The 22,870-nt window shown below is 70.0% G+C and carries 20 protein-coding genes and 1 other RNA gene; 12 read left to right on the top strand and 9 right to left on the bottom strand.

Annotated elements, in window-relative coordinates; genetic code table 11:
* The first annotated feature begins 242 nt into the window (after window positions 1-242).
* Complete coding sequence (locus QZ749_RS10320; RefSeq protein ID WP_296946218.1) at window positions 243-944, top strand: hypothetical protein; 702 nt, start codon at window positions 243-245, stop codon at window positions 942-944.
* Here QZ749_RS10320 and QZ749_RS10315 read toward each other — a convergent pair.
* Both QZ749_RS10315 and glpK read right to left on the bottom strand, forming a co-directional pair.
* Window positions 928-1,431: a hypothetical protein gene (locus QZ749_RS10315; RefSeq protein ID WP_296946215.1), complete on the bottom strand. Its 504-nt coding sequence runs from the start codon at window positions 1,429-1,431 to the stop codon at window positions 928-930. The genes QZ749_RS10320 and QZ749_RS10315 overlap by 17 nt on opposite strands.
* A 79-nt stretch (window positions 1,432-1,510) precedes the next feature.
* Window positions 1,511-3,004 (bottom strand): glycerol kinase GlpK, encoded by a 1,494-nt coding sequence (glpK, locus tag QZ749_RS10310; protein ID WP_296946213.1) that lies wholly within the window; start codon window positions 3,002-3,004, stop codon window positions 1,511-1,513.
* A gap of 203 nt (window positions 3,005-3,207) precedes the next feature.
* On the opposite strand from glpK, the gene QZ749_RS10305 reads away from it, so the two are divergent.
* Window positions 3,208-4,803 (top strand): methyl-accepting chemotaxis protein, encoded by a 1,596-nt coding sequence (locus QZ749_RS10305; protein WP_296946210.1) that lies wholly within the window; start codon window positions 3,208-3,210, stop codon window positions 4,801-4,803.
* 242 nt (window positions 4,804-5,045) lie between these two features.
* On the opposite strand, the gene rnpB is transcribed toward QZ749_RS10305, so the two are convergent.
* An RNA gene (gene rnpB / locus QZ749_RS10300) (RNase P RNA component class A) lies at window positions 5,046-5,381 on the bottom strand.
* Between the two features lie 257 nt (window positions 5,382-5,638).
* Between rnpB and QZ749_RS10295 the strand changes: the two genes are divergently transcribed.
* Complete coding sequence (locus QZ749_RS10295) at window positions 5,639-7,339, top strand: thiamine pyrophosphate-binding protein (RefSeq protein WP_296946207.1); 1,701 nt, start codon at window positions 5,639-5,641, stop codon at window positions 7,337-7,339.
* A 38-nt stretch (window positions 7,340-7,377) separates the two neighbouring features.
* On the opposite strand, the gene QZ749_RS10290 is transcribed toward QZ749_RS10295, so the two are convergent.
* Window positions 7,378-7,587, bottom strand: coding sequence for a hypothetical protein (locus QZ749_RS10290; RefSeq protein WP_296946205.1), 210 nt, complete (start codon window positions 7,585-7,587; stop codon window positions 7,378-7,380).
* A 281-nt stretch (window positions 7,588-7,868) separates the two neighbouring features.
* On the opposite strand from QZ749_RS10290, the gene ftsY reads away from it, so the two are divergent.
* The 4 genes from ftsY (at window position 7,869) to rpoH (ending at window position 12,065) form a co-directional block, all read left to right on the top strand.
* Window positions 7,869-9,062, top strand: coding sequence for a signal recognition particle-docking protein FtsY (gene ftsY / locus QZ749_RS10285; protein ID WP_296946202.1), 1,194 nt, complete (start codon window positions 7,869-7,871; stop codon window positions 9,060-9,062).
* A gap of 6 nt (window positions 9,063-9,068) precedes the next feature.
* Window positions 9,069-9,755 (top strand): cell division ATP-binding protein FtsE, encoded by a 687-nt coding sequence (locus QZ749_RS10280; RefSeq protein ID WP_296946200.1) that lies wholly within the window; start codon window positions 9,069-9,071, stop codon window positions 9,753-9,755.
* Complete coding sequence (gene ftsX / locus QZ749_RS10275) at window positions 9,752-10,672, top strand: permease-like cell division protein FtsX (protein WP_296946197.1); 921 nt, start codon at window positions 9,752-9,754, stop codon at window positions 10,670-10,672. Before QZ749_RS10280 ends, ftsX begins: the two co-directional genes overlap by 4 nt.
* A gap of 502 nt (window positions 10,673-11,174) precedes the next feature.
* Window positions 11,175-12,065, top strand: a complete 891-nt coding sequence (rpoH, locus tag QZ749_RS10270) for an RNA polymerase sigma factor RpoH (protein WP_296946195.1) — start codon at window positions 11,175-11,177, stop codon at window positions 12,063-12,065.
* A 75-nt stretch (window positions 12,066-12,140) separates the two neighbouring features.
* Here rpoH and QZ749_RS10265 read toward each other — a convergent pair whose 3' ends face one another.
* Window positions 12,141-13,025, bottom strand: a complete 885-nt coding sequence (locus tag QZ749_RS10265; protein ID WP_296946193.1) for a dienelactone hydrolase family protein — start codon at window positions 13,023-13,025, stop codon at window positions 12,141-12,143.
* Between the two features lie 147 nt (window positions 13,026-13,172).
* Between QZ749_RS10265 and QZ749_RS10260 the strand changes: the two genes are divergently transcribed.
* The 4 genes from QZ749_RS10260 to ggt all read left to right on the top strand — a co-directional run bounded on the left by QZ749_RS10260 (window position 13,173) and on the right by ggt (window position 17,454).
* Entirely contained in the window at window positions 13,173-13,628 is a 456-nt protein-coding gene (locus QZ749_RS10260) for a MarR family winged helix-turn-helix transcriptional regulator (protein WP_296946191.1), read from the top strand.
* Window positions 13,625-15,115, top strand: a complete 1,491-nt coding sequence (locus tag QZ749_RS10255) for an MDR family MFS transporter (protein ID WP_296946186.1) — start codon at window positions 13,625-13,627, stop codon at window positions 15,113-15,115. Before QZ749_RS10260 ends, QZ749_RS10255 begins: the two co-directional genes overlap by 4 nt.
* Before the next feature lie 130 nt (window positions 15,116-15,245).
* Window positions 15,246-15,653, top strand: coding sequence for a hypothetical protein (locus tag QZ749_RS10250; protein ID WP_296946182.1), 408 nt, complete (start codon window positions 15,246-15,248; stop codon window positions 15,651-15,653).
* A gap of 37 nt (window positions 15,654-15,690) precedes the next feature.
* The gene (gene ggt / locus QZ749_RS10245) at window positions 15,691-17,454 is read left to right on the top strand and encodes a gamma-glutamyltransferase (protein ID WP_296946180.1); all 1,764 of its coding nucleotides are present in this window, start codon (window positions 15,691-15,693) and stop codon (window positions 17,452-17,454) included.
* Between the two features lie 152 nt (window positions 17,455-17,606).
* Here ggt and QZ749_RS10240 read toward each other — a convergent pair whose 3' ends face one another.
* Window positions 17,607-18,515, bottom strand: coding sequence for a LysR family transcriptional regulator (locus QZ749_RS10240; protein ID WP_296946177.1), 909 nt, complete (start codon window positions 18,513-18,515; stop codon window positions 17,607-17,609).
* Between the two features lie 156 nt (window positions 18,516-18,671).
* Here QZ749_RS10240 and QZ749_RS10235 point away from each other — a divergent pair, with 156 nt between their 5' ends.
* Window positions 18,672-20,090, top strand: a complete 1,419-nt coding sequence (locus tag QZ749_RS10235) for an MFS transporter (RefSeq protein WP_296946175.1) — start codon at window positions 18,672-18,674, stop codon at window positions 20,088-20,090.
* Here QZ749_RS10235 and QZ749_RS10230 read toward each other — a convergent pair.
* The 3 genes from QZ749_RS10230 to QZ749_RS10220 are packed head-to-tail and all read right to left on the bottom strand — an operon-like array spanning window position 20,087 to window position 22,811.
* On the bottom strand, window positions 20,087-21,532 hold the full coding sequence (locus QZ749_RS10230) for a hypothetical protein (RefSeq protein ID WP_296946173.1): 1,446 nt from the start codon (window positions 21,530-21,532) through the stop codon (window positions 20,087-20,089). The genes QZ749_RS10235 and QZ749_RS10230 overlap by 4 nt on opposite strands.
* Window positions 21,529-22,419, bottom strand: coding sequence for an ABC transporter ATP-binding protein (locus QZ749_RS10225; protein ID WP_296946172.1), 891 nt, complete (start codon window positions 22,417-22,419; stop codon window positions 21,529-21,531). The genes QZ749_RS10230 and QZ749_RS10225 overlap by 4 nt, the downstream gene beginning before the upstream one ends.
* Entirely contained in the window at window positions 22,416-22,811 is a 396-nt protein-coding gene (locus QZ749_RS10220) for a GntR family transcriptional regulator (RefSeq protein WP_296946170.1), read from the bottom strand. The genes QZ749_RS10225 and QZ749_RS10220 overlap by 4 nt, the downstream gene beginning before the upstream one ends.
* Window positions 22,812-22,870: the final 59 nt, after the last annotated feature.

Here is a 22,870-nt window from a genome sequence, read left to right as displayed (position 1 = left end):
ATGTTGACTATTGGTAATGCACTGTGGATAAGATAAGACGCCGTATGGCGGAAATCGTGGGCGGATGCGAGATCGCTGGCACGGACACAAGGCAGCGGCCGGTATCGGTCAGTGACTTTTTGTGCGTTGGACAAGACAAATAAGAGAATGATATTGAACAGTGTTGATATTTATGCTTTTGAATATTGCAATGGCACCGGACGGCACCATGTGCGGCACACTGTTTATTATTAGGAGGCAATATGTTCGGCAATGCCCATCCGCGCCCGCCCCAGCGCAAGGAAGTGGCGATGCAGGTCGTGCAACAGCGGCAGCGCGCGTTCGACACGACGCTGGCCGTGGACCTGCCGGACGGCGTGGCGGCGGCGCCGCCGCCGGCGCAGGCGATCCGGCTCGACGTGGCCTGCACCCTGGCGGACTACCTGTCCATGCTGCGCGAGCACGTGGCGTTCGTCCTGCGCCGCGCCCCGCCCGCGCGGCGCCGGCGCGCCATCGCGGTCCCGCTGGCGCTCGGCATGGCCGCCGCCGTGGCGGCCTGGCTGGCAGGACCGGGCTGGCCCGGCGCGACGCTGGCGCTGGCGGGCGTCGTGGCGCTGGGCAGCCTGCCGTTCGCGGCCGGGTTCTGGGTGCTGTTGCTGGGCACGCCGCTGTTCCTGTACAAGCGACACCGCATGCCGCGGTACGCCGTGCGCATCGACGCGCACGGCATCGCGCGCAGCCACTGCGGCACGGCTGGCGGCGCCGGCGCCACGCTGGTGCGCTCCTGGGACGAGGTGCGGATGGTGCGGCGCTACCGCCGCGGCTACCTGCTGATGTTCGCCCGGGGCGCGCTGCCGCTGCCGCTGCCGCTGCGCTGCATGGACCAGGAACAGCAGCGGATGCTGCGCAGGTTCGCGCTGGCGCACCGGTCCGGCGCGGCCGCCGCCGCTACTCCTCCAGCTTGACGTCCTCGCTCTTGGCCTCTTCCATCGCTTCCGGCTCGAGCACCTCGGCTTCCTTGTTGAAGCGGATGAACACGCCCCAGCCGGCCATCAGGATGCCCGCCGCGACCAGCACCGAGGCCGCGTGCGGCAGCAGTTCCGGTTCCTCGTGCAGGGCCTTGAAGATGCCGACCAGGCCCTCGATCGACAGCGCGACGACGACGACGACCATGAAGCGCGACAGGTAGCGGCGCACCCGCGTCGGCGCGCTGATGTGGGCGTCGCGCACCACCTCTTCCTCGTTGATGGTCTGGGCGATCTGCAGCGACACGACCGCGATGGCCAGCAGGCCGATCGCCTCGATCGCCTGGTTGGCGCTCTCGGACGTCGCGCCGCCGACGCCCTCCAGGCAGGTCTTGATCGCCAGCCAGGTCAGCAGGACCGAGACGGCGATGAACAGCAGCGACATCACGCCGTGGGCGAATCCGAAGAAACGGTTCAGGAAGGTCAAGGCGGCTCCAGTCAATAATATATTGATAATATTGACGGATTGTGCCCGATCGTCCTTCGGCATGCCCACACGGCTGGCGTCAGTGCCCCGGCGCCTCCCAGGCCCGCGCATGGGCCACCGCGCGCGCCCAGCGCGCCATCAGTTCCTCGCGCCGCGCGCGCGGCATGGCCGGCTCGAAGCGGCGCTCGACGCGCCATTGCGCGCCGATCTCGTCGCGCGAGGCCCAGAAGCCGACCGCCAGGCCGGCCAGATACGCCGCGCCCAGCGCGGTCGTCTCGGTCACCTGCGGGCGGATCACGGGCAGGCCGAGCAGGTCGGCCTGGAACTGCATCAGCAGGTCGTTGCGCGCGGCGCCGCCGTCGGCGCGCACCTCGTGCACGGCGCAGTCGACGTCCTTCTGCATCGCGGCCAGCAGTTCCGCGCTCTGGAAGGCGATCGCCTCGATGGCGGCGCGGGCGATATGGGCCGCCGTCGTCCCGCGCGTCATGCCGACGATGGTGCCGCGCGCATACGCATCCCAGTGCGGCGCGCCCAGGCCCGTGAACGCGGGCACCAGCATCGTGCCGCCGCTGTCGGGCACGGACTGGGCCAGCGCCTCGACGTCGGACGAGGCCCGGATGATGCCCAGGCCGTCGCGCAGCCACTGCACGGTGGCGCCGCCCATGAACACGCTGCCCTCGAGCAGGTAGTCGGTACGGCCGTCGACGGTCCAGCCCACCGTCGCCAGCAGGCGGTTGTACGACTGCGGCGGCGCGTCGCCCGCATGCATCAGCATGAAGCAGCCGGTGCCGTAGGTATTCTTGACCATGCCGCGCCGGTGGCAGGCCTGGCCGAAGGTCGCGGCCTGCTGGTCGCCGGCGATGCCGGCGATCGGGATCGCGCGGCCGAACCACTCCTCGGCGGCGACGCCGACCGTCCCGGCGCTCGGCACCACTTCCGGCAGCATCGCCGCCGGCACCCCGAACAGCGCCAGCAGTTCCGGATCCCAGCGCAGGCTGTTGATATTGAAGAGCATCGTGCGCGCGGCGTTGCCGGGGTCGGTGACGTGGCGCCCGGTCAGCTTGTACACGAGCCAGCTGTCGACGGTGCCGAACGCGAGTTCGCCGCGCTCGGCGCGAACGCGCGCGCCCGGCACCTGGGTCAGCAGCCACTGCAGCTTGGTGGCGGAAAAATAGGCGTCCAGCTCCAGCCCGGTCTTGCGCTGGATCAGCGGCGCCTTGCCGGCCTCGCGCAGCGCGTCGCACAGGCCGGCCGTGCGGCGGTCCTGCCAGACGATGGCGTGGCACAGCGGCGCGCCGGTACGGCGGTCCCACACGACCGTCGTCTCGCGCTGGTTGGCGATGCCGATGGCGGCCACGTCGGCGGCCGCCACGCCGCCGTCGCGCAGCACCTGGCGCGCGACGGCGAGCTGGCTGTCCCAGATGTCGAGCGGGTCGTGCTCGACCCAGCCCGGCTGCGGGAAATGCTGGGGGAATTCCTGCTGGGCGCCGGCGACGACCTGCCCCGCGCGGTCGAACAGGATGGCGCGCGAACTGGTGGTGCCCTGGTCCAGGGCGAGGATGTAGCTGGTCAAGATGTCTCCTTCGCATGCGGCCGCCGGCAGGCGCCGATGCGGCCATTGTGCCGCGTTTCGCGTCCGGCCGGGCAGCGGCGGTCGCTGTCTCAATGTAAAGGCTGGTATGGCAAATCCGCCACAGCGCAGGGGTCGGATTGCATTGCGGAAATCATCTTACTGCTAAAATTGCCGCGATATCGACACCCCTCCGGACCACTTCCATGAAGAATTTGAACATCGGTGCCCGCCTGGCGCTGGGCTTCGGCCTGGTGCTGGCCTTCACGACCCTGATGACCGCCGTCGGCGTCTACCAGATGCATTCGGTGGCGGACGCCACCCATGCCGTCATGAAGGATCCGCTCGCCAAGGAGCGCTTCGTCTCCGACTGGTACCGCCTGATCCACACGAGCGTGCGCCGCACCTCGGCCATCTCGAAGAGCACCGATCCCTCGCTGGGCGCCTTCTTCGCCGAGGACGTCGCCGCCTCGACGAAGGAAATCAACGCGCTGCAGAAGAGCATCGAGGCGCTGGTCGACAGCGAGCAGGAGAAGGCGGCGCTGGCGCGCATCGGCACGGCGCGCCAGCCCTACCTGAAGTTCCGCGACGCGATCACGGCGCTGAAGAAGGACGGCAGGATGGACGAGGCGGCGCAGATGCTGTCCGCGCAATTCCAGCCGGCCGCCCAGGCCTACCTGGGCGCCCTGGCCGACTTCCAGCAACTGCAGCGCGCCGAGATCGACCGCCGCGCCGGCGCCATCGACGTGCTGTTCCGCGCCAACCGCGACGTGCTGATCGGCTTCGGCGTGCTCGTGCTGGTCGTCGGCGCCCTGTGCGCCTGGTGGCTGACGCGCGGGATCGTGGTGCCGCTGAACCGCGCCGTGCAGATCGCCTGCAGCGTCGCCAACAACGACCTGCGCAGCGACATCGAGGTCACCGGCAGCGACGAGACCGGCCGCCTGCTGGCCGCGCTGAAGACCATGAACGCGGGCCTGGCGCGCATCGTCGGCCAGGTGCGCGACGGCACCCACCAGATCGCCGGCGCCTCCGGGGAGATCGCCGCCGGCAACCTCGACCTGTCGGCGCGCACCGAACAGCAGGCCAGCAGCCTGGAAGAAACGGCGGCATCGATGGAAGAGCTGACGTCCACCGTCAAGCAGAACGCCGACAATGCGCGCCAGGCGAACCAGCTGGCCGCGAGCGCGTCGGCGGTGGCGGTGCGCGGCGGCGAAGTGGTCGGCCAGGTGGTCGACACGATGGAACAGATCAACGCATCGGCGCGCAAGATCGTCGACATCATCGCCGTCATCGACGGCATCGCGTTCCAGACCAATATCCTGGCGCTGAACGCGGCCGTGGAAGCGGCGCGCGCGGGCGAACAGGGGCGAGGCTTCGCGGTCGTGGCCGGCGAGGTGCGCACGCTGGCGCAGCGTTCCGCCACCGCGGCCAAGGAAATCAAGGAACTGATCGGCGATTCGGTGGGCAAGGTCGACGCCGGCAGCAGGCTGGTGCAGCAGGCCGGCATGACGATGGCCGAGGTGGTCGACAGCATCCACCGCGTGACCGACATCATGGGCGAGATCACCACGGCCAGCGTGGAACAGAGCAGCGGCATCGAGCAGGTCAACCGCGCGATCGCCGACATGGACAGCGTGACGCAGCAGAACGCGGCACTGGTCGAGCAGGCGACGGCGGCGGCGGCGGCCATGCAGGAACAGGCGCAGGAGCTGGAGGCGATGGTGGCGCGGTTCAAGCTCGACGAGGACGACGTCGCGGCGGGCGTCGTGCGGCGGCGCAAGGAACCGTTGCTGGTGGCGTAAGCTGGTGGCGCAAGCGGGGGGTACCCCGCCCTGCGCCCAATCGTAGGGTGGACGGGTCTCCCGTCCACGCGGCGATACGCGACGGCGGCCCATCGCACGGCACAGCGAAGGACGACGGAACGCGTGACATCGGGGCGCAGGGCGGACATTCGAGGCCGGGGGCCGCGAATGCAACGTGCCCGCCACAAGCATGCGTCGCCGCACATTGAAGAGGGCACCGTCCCCGGTGCCCGTCGAATCCAGTGTAAAGCAGGCCGATAGGCCGGATTCTGTGTAGTGGTTGCCCACTATGACAGCCATTCCTCTAGGCGCCGAATTACTCCGGCGCTCAAGCTTCCTACCCGCACGCTCCGCGAGCAACCTCAACGCGTGCCTATTTGGAATTGCTCCAGGTGGAGGTTACCGCGTTTCACCGTAACTGAATACGCTCGTCTCTGTGGCCCTATTCCTCGCCTTATACCCGGCTTGCGCCTGGCTTTCGACGGACGGCCGTTAACCGTCACCCCGCTCTGTGGAGTCCGGACCTTCCTCCCGCCCACGACCTTGCGGCGTGGACCAGCGGCTGCCTGGCCTGCTTCACGGGCGCTATTGTAACCGATGGCGGGCCCGCGCCGGCCATCGATGCCTGCCTGGCGCCCGCCGGCGTTGCGTGCGCAAGACTGCGGCCGCGCCGGCGCAGGCGGCGAAGGCATGGGCGGATGGCCCATCGCCATGCCTGACACGGCGCTACCCGCCCCGCGTCTTCCATTTTCGACATTTCGTGTCGTTATTTGAAAAGCCAGCGCGGCGCGCCTCCCCTAGAATGCCCCGATGCCTCTTCGATAAGGATGAACACATGACGCACCCCTCCCGCAGCGGCGGCCAGGTCCTGGTCGACGCGCTCCAGGTCCACGGCGTGGACACCGCCTTCGGCGTGCCCGGCGAAAGCTATCTCGACGTGCTGGACGCGCTGCACGATTCGCACATCCGCTTCGTGATCAACCGCCAGGAGGGAGGCGCGGCGTTCATGGCCGAGGCCTACGGCAAGCTGACCGGCAAGCCCGGCATCTGCTTCGTCACGCGCGGCCCGGGCGCCACCAACGCGTCGATCGGCGTGCACACGGCCTACCAGGATTCCACGCCGATGATCCTGTTCATCGGCCAGGTCGGCACCGACTTCATGGACCGCGAAGCGTTCCAGGAAATCGACTACCGCCGCATGTACGGCCAGATGGCCAAGTGGGTCGCGCAGATCGACCGCGCGGACCGCATCCCGGAATACGTCGCGCGCGCCTTCCAGGTCGCCACCAGCGGCCGCCCCGGCCCGGTGGTGCTGGCGCTGCCCGAGGACATGCTAGTGGCGCGCACCGACGCCGCCGACACGCGCGCCTACCAGCCGGTGCAGGCGTCGCCTTCGGCGGCCCAGGTCGACCAGTTGCGCGCCATGCTGGCGCAGGCGAAGAAACCCCTGCTGCTGCTGGGCGGCGGCACCTGGACCGAGCAGGCCTGCGCCGACGTGGTCCGCTTCGCCGAGGCGAATGCCCTGCCGGTCGCCTGCGCCTTCCGTTTCCAGGACCTGCTGGACAACGACCATCCGCACTACGCCGGCGACGTCGGCATCGGCATCAACCCGAAGCTGGCCGCGCGCGTGCGCGAGGCCGACCTCCTGATCGCCTTCGGCCCGCGCCTGGGCGAGATGACGACCGGCGGCTACACGCTGCTGGACTCGCCCGTGCCGAAGCAGCGCCTGGTGCACATCCATCCGGACCCGCAGGAACTGGGCAGCGTCTACCAGGCCGAGCTGATGATCGCGAGCGGCGCCCCGCAGGCGGCCGCGATGCTGGCGGCGATGGCGCCGGTCGATGCCGGCGCCTGGCGCCACACGGTGGCCGAGGCGAAGGCCGAACTGGCCGCCTGGCAGGAACGGCCGCCCATCTTCCAGGACGGCGCCGCCCCGCTCGACCTGTGGCAACTGGTGCAGGACCTGCAGGCCGCGCTGCCGCGCGACACCATCGTCACGAACGGCGCCGGCAACTACGCGACCTGGGCGCACCGCTTCTGGCGCTACGGCGCGATGCGCACGCAGCTGGCGCCGACCAGCGGCGCGATGGGCTACGGCGTGCCGGCCGGCGTGGCCGCCAAGATCGTGCACCCGCAGCGCAGCGTGGTCACGTTCGCCGGCGACGGCGAATTCATGATGACGGGACAGGAGCTGGCGACCGCCGTGCAGTACAACGCCGGCGTGATCTTCCTGGTCTTCAACAACGGCATGTTCGGCACGATCCGCATGCACCAGGAGCGCGCCTACCCGGGCCGGGTGTCCGGCACCCGCCTGCACAATCCGGACTTCGCGGCGCTGGCCACGGCCTATGGCGGCTACGGCGAGGTGGTGGAGACGACGGCGGCGTTCGGCCCGGCGCTGGCGCGCGCGCTGGCGTTCGCGAACGACAGGCGGCTGCCGGCGCTGATCGAGCTGCGCTACGACGGCAACCTGATCACACCGAATGCGACGCTGGAGACGATCCGCAAGGCGGCGCAGGCGGCCACTCAGCCCTGACGGCGACGTTCCCGCGCAGGCGGGAACGTCGCCGCGCTTCACATGCCGAGATTGCCGTCCACCCCGAGTTCGGCCGGCCACGGCACCGGCGCGTCGAAGGCGCTGGCGGGGCCGTCCGACGGGTGCGTCAGGAAGGCGGCGACGAGGGCGATGAAGACCCAGACGACGACGTTGCGCAGCGAGGCTGCCGCGCCGCTCAGGGCATGGTCTCCGGACAGGAGGCGCTTGAAGAAGTTGGAAACGCTCACGATGTTCCCCTTTGCGAGGGTATCTTATTGTGGATGGTCACAATCTATACCAGCCGCTGGCGATTTGCCAGGAAACCGGCACGCCCGAATACTGCTGAGCGGTATTCTAGCCACAATATGGCTGAGTTGACGCACGCCAGCGCACCGACACGCGTGCCGGACGCCCCGCTCCGCAGCCGGCCGACACGGGGAAACCCGGCCTTGCTCTGGTAGAATACCCGCGACCCATTCCGACATGCCCGCCACGGGCATGGACATGCCGTACCCTCCCCGACGACACCATGTTTAGTTTCTTCAAAAAGAAAAAGCCTGAAGCAGAGACGCCGGCGGTGGCCGAACAGGCAGCGCCCGAGGCCGAACAGCCCGGCTTCCTGCGCCGCCTGTTCGGCGCCGATCCCGACGCGATCGCGCCGGCGCCGGCAGCGCCGGCCGAACCGGCATCGCCGCCGGCGCGCGACGCCACCAACATCGACCCGGTCGCGGCGAAAGTCGCCGAAGAGGCCGCGTTGCTGGCCAATACCTATGAAGGACAATTGTTCCCGGAAACGGCCGAGCGTCCGGGCAGCGAGGCGGAGAAAAAGACGTCCTGGATGCAGCGCCTGAAGGCGGGCCTGGCCAAGACCTCGAACAACCTGTCCCTGCTGTTCGTCGGCGCGCGCATCGACGAAGACCTGTACGAGGAACTCGAGTCCGCGCTGCTGATGTCGGATGCCGGCATGGACGCCACGCAATTCCTGCTCGACAACCTGCGACGCAAGGTCAAGGAAGACAAGCTGCTCGACGCCGCCGCCGTCAAGGCCGCGCTGAAGACCCTGCTGGTCGAGATGCTGCGTCCGCTGGAAAAGCCGCTGGAACTGGGCCGCCACGAGCCGCTGGTGATGATGATCGCCGGCGTCAACGGCGCCGGCAAGACCACGACCATCGGCAAGCTGGCCAAGCACATGCAGCGCCACGCGCAATCGGTGCTGCTGGCCGCCGGCGACACCTTCCGCGCCGCCGCGCGCGAGCAATTGATGGTCTGGGGCCAGCGCAACAACGTCACCGTGATCTCGCAGGCGTCGGGCGACCCGGCCGCCGTCGCGTTCGACGCGGTCCAGTCCGGCAAGGCGCGCGGCGTCGACGTCGTGATGGTCGACACGGCCGGCCGCCTGCCGACCCAGCTGCACCTGATGGAAGAGCTCAAGAAGATCAAGCGCGTGATCGGCAAGGGCATGGACGGCGCGCCGCACGAAGTCCTGCTGGTCATCGACGGCAATACCGGCCAGAACGCGCTGGCGCAGGTCAAGGCCTTCGACGACGCGCTGACGCTGACCGGCCTCGTGATCACCAAGCTGGACGGCACCGCCAAGGGCGGCATCCTGGCCGCGATCGCGCGCACCCGCCCGGTGCCCGTGTACTTCATCGGCGTGGGCGAGAAGCTGGAAGACCTGCAGCCCTTCAGCGCCGACGAATTCGCCGAAGCGCTGCTGGGATAAGCCTCGATGATCGAGTTCCAGTCCGTCTCCAAGCGGTATTCCGCCGACGCCACCGCCCTGAGCGAGGTTTCCCTGCATATCGCCCGGGGCGAACTGGTCTACCTGGCCGGGCCGTCCGGCGCCGGCAAGTCCACGCTGATGAAAATGGTCGCCGCGATCGAGCGCCCGACGTCGGGCCGCGTGATCGTCAGCGGCCACGACATCGGCAAGCTCAAGAAAGCCGGCGTGCCCTTCCTGCGCCGTAACCTGGGCCTGATCTTCCAGCACCAGCGCCTGCTGAACGACCGCCACATCCTGGCCAACGTGATGCTGCCGCTGATCGTCACCGGCGCGCCCAGGGGCCAGGCCGAGCAGCGCGCCCGCGCCGCCCTCGACAAGGTCGGCCTGCTGGAACGCGCCGGCGCGCATCCGATGGAACTGTCGGGCGGCGAGCAGCAGCGCGTGGCGATCGCGCGCGCCATCGTCAACCGCCCGCAGATCATCCTGGCCGACGAGCCGACCGCCAACCTCGACCGCGCCGCGGCCGACCGGGTCATCGACGCGCTGCACGCCTTCCACGCGGTCGGCGTGACCTGCGTGATCTCGACCCACGACGAGCAGGTCCTGGACAGCGCCGCGCGCGTGATCCGGCTCGAACATGGCCGCCTGGTGCACGGCGCCGCCGCGCGCGATGCGAGCGGAGGTGGCGAATGAACATCTGGTTCCGCCAGCACCGCTTCGCCCTCGGCGCCGCGCTCGCCCACGTGCGCAAGGCGCCGGGCAGCTTCCTGTTCAACGTGCTGGTCGTGGCGGTGGCGCTGGCCCTGCCCTTCGCCGGCGTGACCCTGCTCGACAACGTCAAGCCCATGTCCGAGCAATTGTCGGTCGACCCGGAAATCAGCCTGTTCCTCAGGGCCGACACGCCGCGCGAGGACGCCGAGGCGCTCGCGCCGCAGCTGCGCCAGATCCTGCACGGCAGCCGCGCGCGCGTGGACTTCGTGCCGCGCGAGCAGGCGCTGGCGAACCTGAAGGACCGCAGCGGCCTGGCCGACGTGATCGAGACGCTGGGCGACAATCCGCTGCCGGACAGCTACGTGATGAAGCTGGAGGGCTTCGCCAGCAGCGCCGACGCGGTGCGCGTGGACGCCATCGCCGAACAGATGCGCCTGCTGCCGGGCGTGGACAGCGTGCAGGTCGACTCGGCCTGGGTGAAACGCCTGGCTGCGCTGCTGGGCGTGCTGCGCCTGGCGCTGCTGCTGCTGGCGGTCACGCTGGGCGTGGTGGTGATCGCGGTGGTGTTCAACACCATCCGCCTGCAGGTGCTGACCCAGAAGGAAGAGATCGCCGTCTCGAAGCTGCTCGGCGCGACCGACAACTTCATCCACCGCCCGTTCTACTACACGGGCGCCCTGTTGGGCCTGTGCGCCGGCGCGGTGGCGCTGGGCGCGGTGGCGCTGGCGCTGCGCCCGCTGAACACGGCGATCGCCGAGTTCGCCCGCCTGTACGCCTCGGAATTCCAGCTCGCGGCCCTGCCGCCGCTGGGCGTCGCGGCCCTGCTGGCGATCAGCGCCGGCCTCGGGCTGGCGGGGGCGATGCTGTCGGTGCAGCGGCACCTGGCGCGGCTGAAATGATCGTCCCTGCCCGGGCAGCATCTACTTGATATTTGCTGCCCGGGTATTGATTTTTCTCCAAACGCCCCCACATCCCCTTTTGAACCCTTGCGCTGGGTGCCAGTCAAATCCGGTGGCGCAGGCGGGGTTTACACCTACAAAGGTAGGTGCGCCATCTCACAGACCCTGAGACACTCTCCCCATAATCTGTCTCTAACAGATATCAATCGTTGCGGGCCTCATTTTTGAGTTGCCTCAAACATGACGTTCGCACCTGCTCTACAGTTGAATCGAACCGCATTTTTCGATTCCCATGGGCAATACTTTAACGAAACTTAAACTGGTCGTCAGGGATATGGTGGCGCCTAGCACTCACCACAAGAGAGTGCTAATATAACGACAGACTATCGCGGGAAGTGTATTTGATAGCACCGTCCACATCCCGTATCGCCAACCGCTGTGCCTTCGGGGCAGCGGAAATGGCAGAGACGATGCAGTACAGCTTACTACGAGGGAATTGACTATGTCCGCACAATCCGCATTGGTTCCGGCCGGCAGTCGTGCTCTGGGACTCGGTTTCAACGGCAATATCGGCAATATCGACGCCTATATCTCGGCGGTCAACCGTCTGCCGATGCTGACCCACGAAGAAGAAGTGTCGCTGGCAAAGCGGCTGCGGGACAATAACGACCTGGATGCCGCGCAAAAGCTGGTGATGTCGCACCTGCGCCTGGTCGTATCGATCGCACGCGGCTACCTGGGCTACGGCCTGCCGCACGCCGACCTGATCCAGGAAGGCAATATCGGCCTGATGAAGGCCGTCAAGCGCTTCGACCCGAACCAGGGCGTGCGCCTGGTGTCTTACGCCATGCACTGGGTCAAGGCCGAGATGCACGAATACATCCTGAAGAACTGGCGTCTGGTCAAGGTCGCCACGACCAAGGCCCAGCGCAAGCTGTTCTTCAACCTGCGCAGCAACAAGCAGGGCCTGGACGCCATGTCGCCGCAGCAGGTCGACGCCCTGGCCAAGATGCTCGACGTCAAGCGCGAAGAAGTGATCGAGATGGAAACCCGCCTGTCGGGCCGCGACATCGCGCTGGAAGCGCCGACCGACGACGAAGACGACAAGTTCTCGCCGATCGCCTACCTGTCGTCCGACCAGCAGGAGCCGACCAAGGTGCTGGAAGCCGAGGAAGTGGTGCGCCTGCAATCCGAGGGCCTGGAAACGGCCCTGGGCAAGCTGGACCCGCGCTCGCGCCGCATCGTGGAAGCGCGCTGGCTGGCCAACGACGACGGCTCGGGCGCCACGCTGCACACGCTGGCCGAGGAATTCGGCGTGTCGGCCGAGCGCATCCGCCAGATCGAATCGGCCGCGCTCAAGAAAATGAAGACGGCGCTGGCGGCTTACGTGTAAGTCGACAGTCGCGGCAGTATCGAAAGGCACCTGCGGGTGCCTTTTGTTTTTTCGCAGAGCAATTCGACCCTGTGCTCAGGCCAGCTTTTCCTTGAAGAACGCCATCGTCCTCTCCCACGCCAGCCTGGCCGCCGCCTCGTCGTAGCGCGGCGTCGTGTCGTTGTGGAAGCCATGCTCGACGCCGGGATAGGTGACATGCCGGTACGGCACCCGGTGCGCCTTCAGCGCTTCCTCGTAGGCCGGCCAGCCGGCCAGGATGCGCTCGTCCCGGCCGGCGTCGTGGATCATCAGCGGCGTGCGGATCGTGGCGACTTCGGCCGCCGGCGGCTGGGCGCCGTAGAACGGCACCGCCGCGCCCAGGTCCGGCCATTGCGTGGCGAGGTAGTTGGCGATGCCGCCGCCCCAGCAGAACCCGACCACGCCCACCTTGCCCGTCGCCTGCGGCAGCGTGGCGAGCAGGTGCGCGGCCGCGAGGAAGTCGGCGCGCGTGCGGACCTGGTCGAGCCGGAGGAACAGCGCACGCGCCTCGTCCTCGTCGCCGGGATAGCCGCCCAGCGGGAACAGCGCGTCCGGCGCGAAGGCGACGTAACCGGCCAGCGCCACGCGGCGCGCCACGTCCTCGATGTGCGGATTCAGGCCGCGGTTCTCGTGCGCGACCAGGATGGCCGGCAGCGCGCCCGCGGCGCGCGCCGGCCGCGCCAGGTAGCCGCGCAGCTTGCCGTGGCCCTGCGGCGACGGGAATTCGCGGTAGCCGGTCTCGAGCCGGGCGTCGCCCGGGGCCACCACCGGCGCGGCGAACGACGGCGACAGCTGCGCCAGCAGCGTGGCGGCGGTGGCGCCGCCGGCGGCGTAGCGGCCGGCGCGCGCCAGGAAGTCGCGCCGGGTGATGCGGCCATGCACGTAGCCGTCGAAGAGTTGCAGCACTTCGGGATCGAAGTCGTCCGCGCGCAAGCGTGTCATCGGTATGCCTCGTCAGGGATGGATCGGGCCATGCCGCGCCAGCATACCGCGTCTTGCGGCGATTCGATGGTTTGCCAACGGAAACGGGTTTGCGTTCACGTCCCGTTCGGCGTAACATGATTAGGTAGCCTACCTATATCAAAGACGATGACCCGACCCGATCCCCCCCCGACGGCGCGCGCCCTCGCCCTGTCGGAAGACCTGCGCAATGCCTTCAAGCGCTTGGTGCGCGAAATGCGCCGCGACGTCGAGCGCCAGGACACCGGCCTGTCGATGCTGCAGACCATGCTGCTGGCCGCCATCGGCGAGCGGCCGGGCATCGGCGTGGCCGCGCTGGCGCGCATGCAGCAGGTGCGCAGCCCGACCATGAGCGCGCAGGTCAAGGCGCTGGTAGACGCCGGCCTGGTGGCGCGCGCGGCCCCCGATGCCGCCGACCGCCGCCGTACCGGGCTGGTCCTGACCGAGGCCGGCACGGCGCGCGTGCAGGCCCTGCGCGCCCACCGCCTCGACTGGCTGGCGCAGCGCGTCGCCCGCCTCACCCCGGCGCAGATGGACCAGCTGTCGGCCGCCATCGAACCGCTCAACCTGATCGCCCGGCCATGACCCACACCAAGCCACCGCAGGACATACCGGCCCAGGCCTCCGCCAGCGAAATCCGCGCCGTCTACCTCGCGCTGATGGCCGTGCTGGGCCTGGGCGCGCTCGACCAGAGCATCGTCGCCACCGCCCTGCCGCGCATCGTCGGCGACCTGGGCGGCATGGCCCACCTGTCCTGGGTCGTCACCGCCTACGTGCTCGCCTCCACCGCCACCATGCCGCTGTACGGCAAGCTGGCCGACCAGTACGGCCGCCGGCCGATGGTGTTCACGGCCCTGATCACCTTCCTGGCCGGCTCCGTGCTGTGCGGCCTGGCGCAGGACATGACGCAGCTGATCGTGTTCCGCGCAATCCAGGGCCTGGGCTCGGGCGGCTTCATGCCGCTGGCCCAGATCATCATCGCCGACCTGGTGACGCCGGGCGAACGCGCGCGGCGCCAGGGTTCGATCGCCATCGTGTTCGCGGTCACCAGCGTGCTCGGCCCGGTGCTGGGCGGCGTGATGACGGACTGGCTGTCCTGGCACTGGATCTTCTACATCAACCTGCCGATCGGCGCGCTGGCCCTGTGGGCGATCGCCCGCTCCCTGAAGAAGCCGGTGGTGACGCACGCGCACCGCATCGACTACCTGGGCTCGGTCCTGCTGACGGGCGCCATCGTGGCGCTGCTGCTGGTCCTGGCCCTGGGCGGCACCGAATGGGCGTGGGACGCCCCCCAGATCAAGGCCTGCGCCGCGCTGGCGGTGGTGCTGGGCGGCTGGCTGGTGCTCCACCTGCGCCGCGCCGCCGAGCCGGTGCTGCCGCCGGACCTGTTCCACAGCCGCGTGTTCAACGTCGCCAGCATCGTGATGGCGCTGACCTTCATGGGCCTGATGGGCGCCAGCGTGTTCTTCCCGCTGTTCTTCCAGCTCGTGATGGGCAGCAGCCCGGCGGACTCGGGCATGCTGACGGTGCCGATGATGATCGGCATGATCATCGCCTCCACCGTCAACGGCCGCATCATGGCGCGCACCAGCAAATACAAGCAGGCGCAGGTGCTGGGCCTGGCGGTGGCGGTGCTGTCCTTCGGCGCGCTGGCGCTGGCGATGGACCGGGGCCTGGGCTACCCGTACATCGAGCCGCCGATCTTCATGCTGGGCGCGGGCCTGGGCCTGGTGATGCCGAACATGACCATCGTCGTGCAGCACGCGCTGCCGCTGCCGCGGCGCGGCGTGGGCACGGCGATGCTGACCTTCTTCCGCTCGCTCGGCGGCCTGCTGGGCGTGACGGGCTCGGGCGCGATCCTGGCGCACCAGCTGCACGCCCACGGCGTCGCCGCCGCGGCCAGCGCGGGCACGGGCGCCGTGCTGGACCCGGCCCTGCGCGCCGTCTACCGCCACGCCATCGCCAACGTCTTCGGCGCCGGCACCGCCATCGTACTGCTCGCCCTCGCCGTGCTGTGGTTCCTGCCGCACGTCTCGCTGGCCGCAACGCCGGCCACCCCGCCCGCCAAATGACCCACATCAAACCGGGGTCAGAGCCGGGGTCAGAGCCCGATTTCAGGAAATTTCCAAAAATCCGGCTCTGACCCCGGCTCTGACCCCGGTTTTGTTATTATTGGCTTAACGCAAATAACCGGACGTCACGATGGGAATGCCGCGGTACCTGTCCTCCCTGTTCGCATGCCTGGCGGCGGCGCTGCTTGCCGCCTGCGTCGCCGCGCCGATCCAGCCCGGCAGCTATCCGCTCAGGCCGCAGCAGAGCGCGACGCTGGCGCGCAACGTCAAGATCACCTACGACAGCTTCAGCGACAGCCGCTGCCCGCCGAACGTCCAGTGCATCTGGGCCGGGCGCCTCGCCTTCCGGTTCCTCGTCGACGGTCCCGGCGGCCAGGAAGAGATCACGCTGGGGCCGGACCAGCCCTCGGCCGCGCCCCGTGCGCTGCGCGGCGCCCGCATCGCGCTCGATCCGGCCGCGCTGCCGCCCGCGCGCGCCGCCGGCAACGCGCGGCCCGGCGACGTCATCCCCGTCACGCTGATGGTGCGCACGCCATGAACCTCGTTCCGATTCCCACTTCCACGCCTCCCGCCCCATGACCACATCCGCCAGAGCCCTCACCTGCGGGCTGATCCTGTCCATCGTCCTCGCGCCGCCGCTCGCGCTCGCCAAGACCCCGGTCGCCACCGGCACCGGCGGCGCCGTCGCCACCATCAGCGAGAAGGCGTCCGAATCCGCGATGACGATCCTCAACAAGGGCGGCAACGCCATCGACGCGGCCGTCGCCGCCGCCGCGACGCTGGGCGTGACCGATCCGTTCAGCTGCGGCATCGGCGGCGGCGGCTTCATGGTGATCTACCTCGCCAAGGACAAGCGCGTCATCACCATCGACCACCGCGAGACGGCGCCGTCCTCGTTCAGCCCGGCCGTGTTCCAGGAAAACGGCCGGCCGGTCGACTTCGACACGGCCGTCGCCAGCGGCGCCGCGGTCGGCGTGCCGGGCACCGTGCGCGGCTGGCACGAGGCCCTGGAACGCTACGGCACCATGTCGTTCAAGCAGGTGCTGGCGCCGGCCATCGGCGTCGCCACGAAAGGCTTTCCGGTCAGTGAAACTTTTAATAAATTAGTGACCGAAAATGAAAGAAAATTTCAACTCTTCTCGACCACCAGCCGGCTCTACCTGAAGAACGGCAAGGCGCTGCCCGCCGGCACCATCGTCAAGAACCCGGACCTGGCCAAGGCCTACCGCGCCATCGCCGCGCAGGGCTACAAGGCGTTCTACGGCGGGCCGATGGCGCAGGCGATCGTCGCCGCCGTCAACCAGCCGCCGCTGGCGGGCACCGCCCAGGTGCGCCCCGGCACGATGAGCATGGCCGACCTGGCCAACTACGAGGCGCGCATCCGCCAGCCGGTGCGCTCGACCTACCGCGGCTACGACATCTACGGCATGCCCCTGCCCAGCAGCGGCGGCGTGGCGGTGGCCGAGGCGCTCAACATCCTCGAGGGCTTCGACCTCAAGGCGATGCCGCGCGCCGGCGTCGAGCACCTGTACCTGGAAGCGAGCCGCCTGGCCTTCGCCGACCGCAACGCCTACCTGGCCGACCCGGAATACGTCGACGCGCCGATCGAGGGCATGCTGACCAAGCAGTTCGCGGCCCAGCGCCGCTCGCTGATCCGGCCGGACCGCGCCGCCGCCGGTCCCGTCGCGGCCGGCGACGCCTTCCTGTACGAGAACGACCAGAGCTTCCCGCTGCGCCCGCAGGCCAACCTGATCCAGCGCGAAGGCACGCACACCACGCACCTGGCCGTGTCGGACAAGGACGGCAACATCGTCGCCTACACGTTCACGATCGAGTCCTGGGGCGGCAGCGGCATCGTCGTGCCGGGCTACGGCTTCCTGCTGAACAACGAGATGACCGACTTCGACTTCACCGGCCCGGCCCCGAACATCCCGGAAGCGAACAAGCGCCCGCGCAGCAGCATGGCGCCGACGATCGCCTTCAAGGACGGCAAGCCGGCCTTCACCATCGGCAGCCCGGGCGGCGCGACGATCATCACGACGGTGCTGCAGACCATCGTCAACCACGTCGACCTCGGCATGCCGATGAGCGCGGCGATCGACGCGCCGCGCCTGTCGCAGCGCAACGGCAGGGAAACCGAGGTCGAGCCGGGCTTCGCCGGCACCGAACAGGCGAAGGCCCTGGAAGGGTACGGCCACAAGTGGGCCACCAGTCCGGCGCCGGAAGAGATCGGCGCGGCGAACGCGATCGTGTTCAACCCGGACGGCACCGTGACGGCGGTCAGCGAAGGACGCCGGCACGGCGTCGGCAGCGCGCTGGTGCAGAAGAAGGGGCACTAGGGCCCAGCTGACTGCCACAGATCGTTGGCAGCAAGACCGTCGCCCCGGCGCAAGGCCGGGGCCCAATTTCCGAGCGCTGCCGTGATGCGCGCACCTTGGCCCCCGGCCAAGGCAGCCGGCGAGGTCCGGGGCGACGGCGCGCGGCAGCGGACTCACGCCGCGTCCCGGCACACCCCCAGCACCACCTGCCGCAACCAGCGGTGCGCCGGATCGGCATCCAGCCGCGGATGCCACATCTGCGATACCGTGATCGGCGCCGTCGCCACCGGCAGCGCGAACGCGTGCACGCCGATGGCCGCGCCGGTGGCGCAGAACGAGGCCGGCAGCACCGTCGCCAGGTCGGACGCGCGCACCACCGCCAGCGCCGCCGGGAAGCCCGGCACGATGGCGACGATGCGCCGCGCCAGCCCCAGCGTGGCCAGCGCCACGTCCACCGGTCCCTCGAAACGCCCGCGCCGCGAGGCCGCCACGTGCCCGAGCGCGGCATACCGCGCCGCGTCGACCTGCGCTTCGGCGGCGAGCGGATGGCCCTGGCGCACGACGCCGACGAAGCGGTCGCGAAACAGCGCCTGCAACCGCACCTCCGGCGCCATCTCGCCCAGCACGCCGATCTCGAGGTCGACCGCGCCCTCGCGCAGCGGCCCGGCCGTCTTGTCGGGCTTGGGCGCGAAGCGCAGGCGCACGTCCGGCGCGACGGCCGCGACGGCGGCGATCAGGCGCGCCGCGAACACCTCCACGAAGCCGTCGTTGGCGCGGATGGTGAAGGTGCGCGCGAGATGCGCCACGTCCAGCGTCCCGCCGGACGGCCGCAGCACGGCGCGCGCCTCCTGCAGCGCCTGGTGCGTGCGGTCGCGCAGCGCCTCGGCATGCGGCGTCGGCACCATCCGGCGCCCGGCCCGCACCAGCAGCGGGTCGCCCGTGGCCGCGCGCAGGCGCGCCAGGGTGCGGCTCATCGCCGAGGCGCTCAGGCCCAGGCGGCGCGCGGCGCCGGCCACGCTGGCTTCGGCCAGCAGGCCGTCGAGGGCGACGAGCAGGTTCAGGTCGAGGTCGGCGTCGAGCATGCGCCGATGCTAGCACACGGCCGGCCGCGACAACGCGTCCTGGCATGGCGCCGCATGCACGATGTCATTGCACGCCATGCGCCTTCCGCCATGCCGGCGGCGCCGCTATAGTCGATGGCCCGATCGACAGGCGCAACGCGCCCCAAGGACGCTTCCATGACATTGTTTTCCGACGAACCGGGCGACGACGGCCTGCCCGGCCCCCGGCGCCGCCTGGCGATGAGCGCCGTCATGACGGCGACGGCGATGGCCGTGCTGGACGGCAGCATGGTCAACGTGGCGCTGCCGCAGATCGCCCGCGCCCTGGACGCGCCCGCCGGCGGCGCGCTGTGGGTGGCCAATGCCTACCTGCTGGCGGTCGCCATGACGCTGGCGCTGTTCGCCGCGCTGGCGGCGCGCACCGGCTTCCGGCGCCTGTTCGCCGCCGGCCTGGCCGTGTTCACGCTGGCGTCGCTGGGCTGCGCGCTGGCGCCGTCGCTGGAGGTGCTGGTGGCGCTGCGCGTGCTGCAGGGCGTGGGCGCGGCGGCCTGCCTGAGCATCGCGCCGGCCATCCACCGGACCATCTTCCCGCAGCGCCTGCTGGGGCGCATCCTGGGCCTGAACGCCCTCCTGATCGCCGCCTGCACGGCGGCCGGGCCCACGCTGGGCGGCGCGCTGCTGTCCTGGGCCGGCTGGCCCTGGCTGTTCGCGGTGAACGTGCCGCTGGGCGCCGTCGGCGTGGCGCTGGCGCTGCGCGCGCTGCCCGGCGAATCCCGGACGGCGCGCGGCCGCTTCGACGGCGCCGGCGCCGTGCTGTCGGCCGCCGCCATGGGCGCGTTCCTGCTGGCCGCCGACGCCTGCGCCCGGCTGGGCAGCGACCCGCACGCCGGGCGCACGGCCGGCCTGTACGGCGCGCTCGCCTTCGGCGCCGGCTGGGCGTTCGTGCGGCGCCAGCGGCGCGCCGCCGCGCCCCTCATCCCGCTCGACATCTTCGCGTCGGCGCGCTTCACGCTGGCGGCACTGGCCTCGCTGGCGTCCTTCGTCGGCCAGGGCATCGCGTTCGTCGCCCTGCCCTTCCTGTTCCAGACCGTGCACGGCGACTCCGCGCTGCATTCGGCCCTGCTGTTCACGCCCTGGCCGATCGGCATCATGCTAGCCGCGCCGCACGCCGGCCGGCTGGCCGACCGCCATCCGGCGGCGGTGCTGTCGTCGGCGGGACTGGCGCTGCTGGCGACCGGCCTGGCCTGCCTGGCGCTGCTGCCGGCCGAGGCGCAGGCCTGGGACATCGCCTGGCGCAACCTGCTGTGCGGCATCGGCTTCGGCCTGTTCCAGAGCCCGAACAACCGCGAGATGCTGGCCAACGTGGCGCGCGAGCGCAGCAGCAACGCCTCCGCCATCCTGTCCATCGTGCGCACCTTCGGCCAGTGCCTGGGCACGGCGCTGGTCGGGATCGTGCTGTCGCTGCTCGACCGCGACCTGGCGGGCGGCGCGGCCGGCCTGCACGCGATCCGGCTGTGCCTGGGCATCGCCGTGGCGGCGACCGTCGTGGCGCTGGCGGTCAGCGCCAGCCGGCTGCGCGGGGCGCTTGAACGCTAGGCCAGCCGACCCGCGGGAAACGCGACCGGGGCCGCCATCAGCACGCGCCAGCCATGCCGCACCTGCAGCGCGCCGGCGATGACGCTGATCGCGATCAGCCACGGCCACATCCACGGCAGCAGCGCGCCGCACAGCCAGCCCAGGCCGGCGGCCACGCCCAGTTCGAACAGGGCGAGCGCGCCCAGCAGTACGGCGCGGACGATGCCCAGCTTGGGTGTGCGCGAAAAATCGCCGAACAGGCAGGCCAGTGCCACCTGTCCGCCCAGGCAGCACAGCGCCAGCTGGCGCAGCATCAGCCCGGCGTCACCGAACAGGGCGCCGGTCGCGAGCACGCCGGCGGTGATCGCCGCCCACTGCAGCAGGGCGTTCTGGAGCATGCGCGTGCCCAGGCGCCGGTTCAGCAGGGCGCGGTCGCCCGCCAGCGGCGTCAGCAGCAGCAGCGCCTGCTCGCCGCGCTTGCGGTCCATCTGCTGGCGGATCGAGGCGGTGCTGAAGGCGATCATCAGGGCCAGCCCCGACAGGCCGCCCCAGGAAAAGCCCTCGATGAAGGAATGCACGGCATCCGCGCCGCGCACCAGCACGACCAGGTAGGCGAACAGGTTCAGGCCCGCCACGAGCAGGATGGCGGCGATCCAGGCGCTCCAGTGTGCGTTCGGTCCGAGGGCGTGCATCAGCATCGCATCGGCGCGCGGTGCGCGGCAATCGCGGCGCAGGATGGCGCGGTAGGCGCGCAGGCCCGGCGCGGTCATGACGCTGTCGGTTTCGCCGACCGTGCCCCAGCCCCCGGCATCGAGGCGGCTCAGGCGCACGACCTGTTCGCTGCGCCGGCGCAGGTGGCGGTCGCCGGCGGCCGGGAACAGCCTGGCCAGCGACCATGCGACCGCGACCAGCAGCAGCGCCGACAACATCAACAGGCCGGTGCCGTGGGTGATGGCCGCGACGAACGGCGCCGGCAGCACGTATTTCGCCAGGGCAGGCCAGAACCCGGGCAGCACGGTCAGCGCCACCGCCTGCAGGTGACCGGCACGCATCAGCGCAAAACCGAGCACGTACAGGCCCACCATCGGGAACGCGCCCCACTCGCCGATCGCCACCGCCGCGGCCAGCGTCACCAGCAGCCAGCCGGCGATCGCCATCTGCACCAGGCGGCGGCGCTGGCGCGGCAGCAGGCGCGCATTAGCCGCCGAATTCATCAGCACGGCGCCCGGCACGAACAGCCAGACCCAGACGACCGCCAGCCAGAAGGCGCCGATGCCGAGCAGGATGCGCAGCAGCAGCACGACCGGCAGCGTGTGCTGGCGCCACAGGAACAGGCCGCCGACGATGGGAATCGCCACCGTCAGCAGCAGCGACAGGCCGGTCATGAACTTGACCGTGGCCGGATCGCGCCGGCGCGTCACGCCCCAGATACGGCGCATGTCCACGAAGGTGGCGGCCATCATTTCGCGGCCTCGCGCGTCATCTCGATGAACAGGTCTTCCAGGCTCAGCTTCTCGACGCGCACGCCGGGCTCGGCGGCGAGCCGGTCGGCGTTACCGTCCTGGCCCCGCCCCTGCACGATCACGCTGACCATCCCGCCGTCGCGCACCCGGCGCACCTCGCCGTCGAGCCTGCGCTCCGGGAGCATGGCGGCCGGCACCAGCAGGCGGCGCGCGCCTTCCAGCAGCGCGTCGGTCTGGCCCTGCAGCGCGATCTTTCCATCCCTCAGGAACGCCAGGTCGAAGGCCACGCGCTCCAGGTCGGTCAGGATGTGCGTGGAGAACACGACCGTGGTGCCGCGCTCGATCACGTCGTCGACCAGCTCGCGCAGGAATTCGCGGCGGCCGACCGGGTCCAGCGCCGACACCGGCTCGTCCAGGATCAGGAGGTCCGGGTCGTGCGCCAGCGCGCGCACGATGGCCAGGCGCTGCTGCTCGCCGCCGGACATCTTCTTGATCGGCTTGCTGCGCATGTCCGGGCCGAAGCCCCAGCGCGACAGCAGGCCCTCGACCTTGCGCTGGTTCCAGCGCGGGTACATGGCCTTGAAGTAGTCCAGCATCTGGTCCGGCGTGAGCCAGTCGAACAGGTCGGCCTTCTGCGGCACGTAGCCGATGCGCGCGCGGGCCGCCTCGGACAGGCCGGCGCCGTCCTCGCCGAACAGCGTCACGCGGCCGCCGTCGAGTTCGCGCAGGCCCAGCAGGCATTCGAGCAGCGTCGACTTGCCCGCGCCGTTGCGGCCCAGCAGGCCGATCACCTGGCCGGGCGCGACCTGCCAGTCGAGGCCGTCCAGCACGTGCTGGCTGCCGAAATGCTTCGAGACCGAGGACAACTGAACAAGCGGGGCACTCATGGTGTTTCCTTCAGGATGGTGGCGAACAAAGTGAGGACGGTGTCGGGATCGAGCTCGAGCTGGCGCGCCTCGCGGGCGGCGCGCTCCAGCACGGGGCGCAGCAGGGCGGCGCGTTCGTCCGCCGGCGCGGGCGCGGCCCGTGCGGCGACGACCATGCCCTGGCCGCGCCGGCGCGCCAGCACGCCTTCCATTTCCAGCAGCCCGTAGGCCTTGGAGACGGTCATGGGATTGAGCGCCAGCTGCTGGGCGATCTCTCGCACCGAGGGCATCTCGTCGCCCGGCTGCAGCTGGCCGGCGGCCGCCAGGCGGCGCACCTGCTCGACGAGCTGGCGGTAGATCGGTTCGGAAGATCCGGTCGCGATCGAGAACAGGGTGGCGGTGTGCGGTGTCATGTGTCTACTGTATTAGTTGATTAATACAGTAGATGCGAAACGCTACCGCGTCAAGCTTT

The organism is uncultured Massilia sp. (assembly GCF_913773735.1).
GTDB lineage: Bacteria > Pseudomonadota > Gammaproteobacteria > Burkholderiales > Burkholderiaceae_D > Telluria.
Note: the sequence above shows the minus strand (reverse complement) of the source record. Positions and strands in the feature narration are given on the sequence as shown.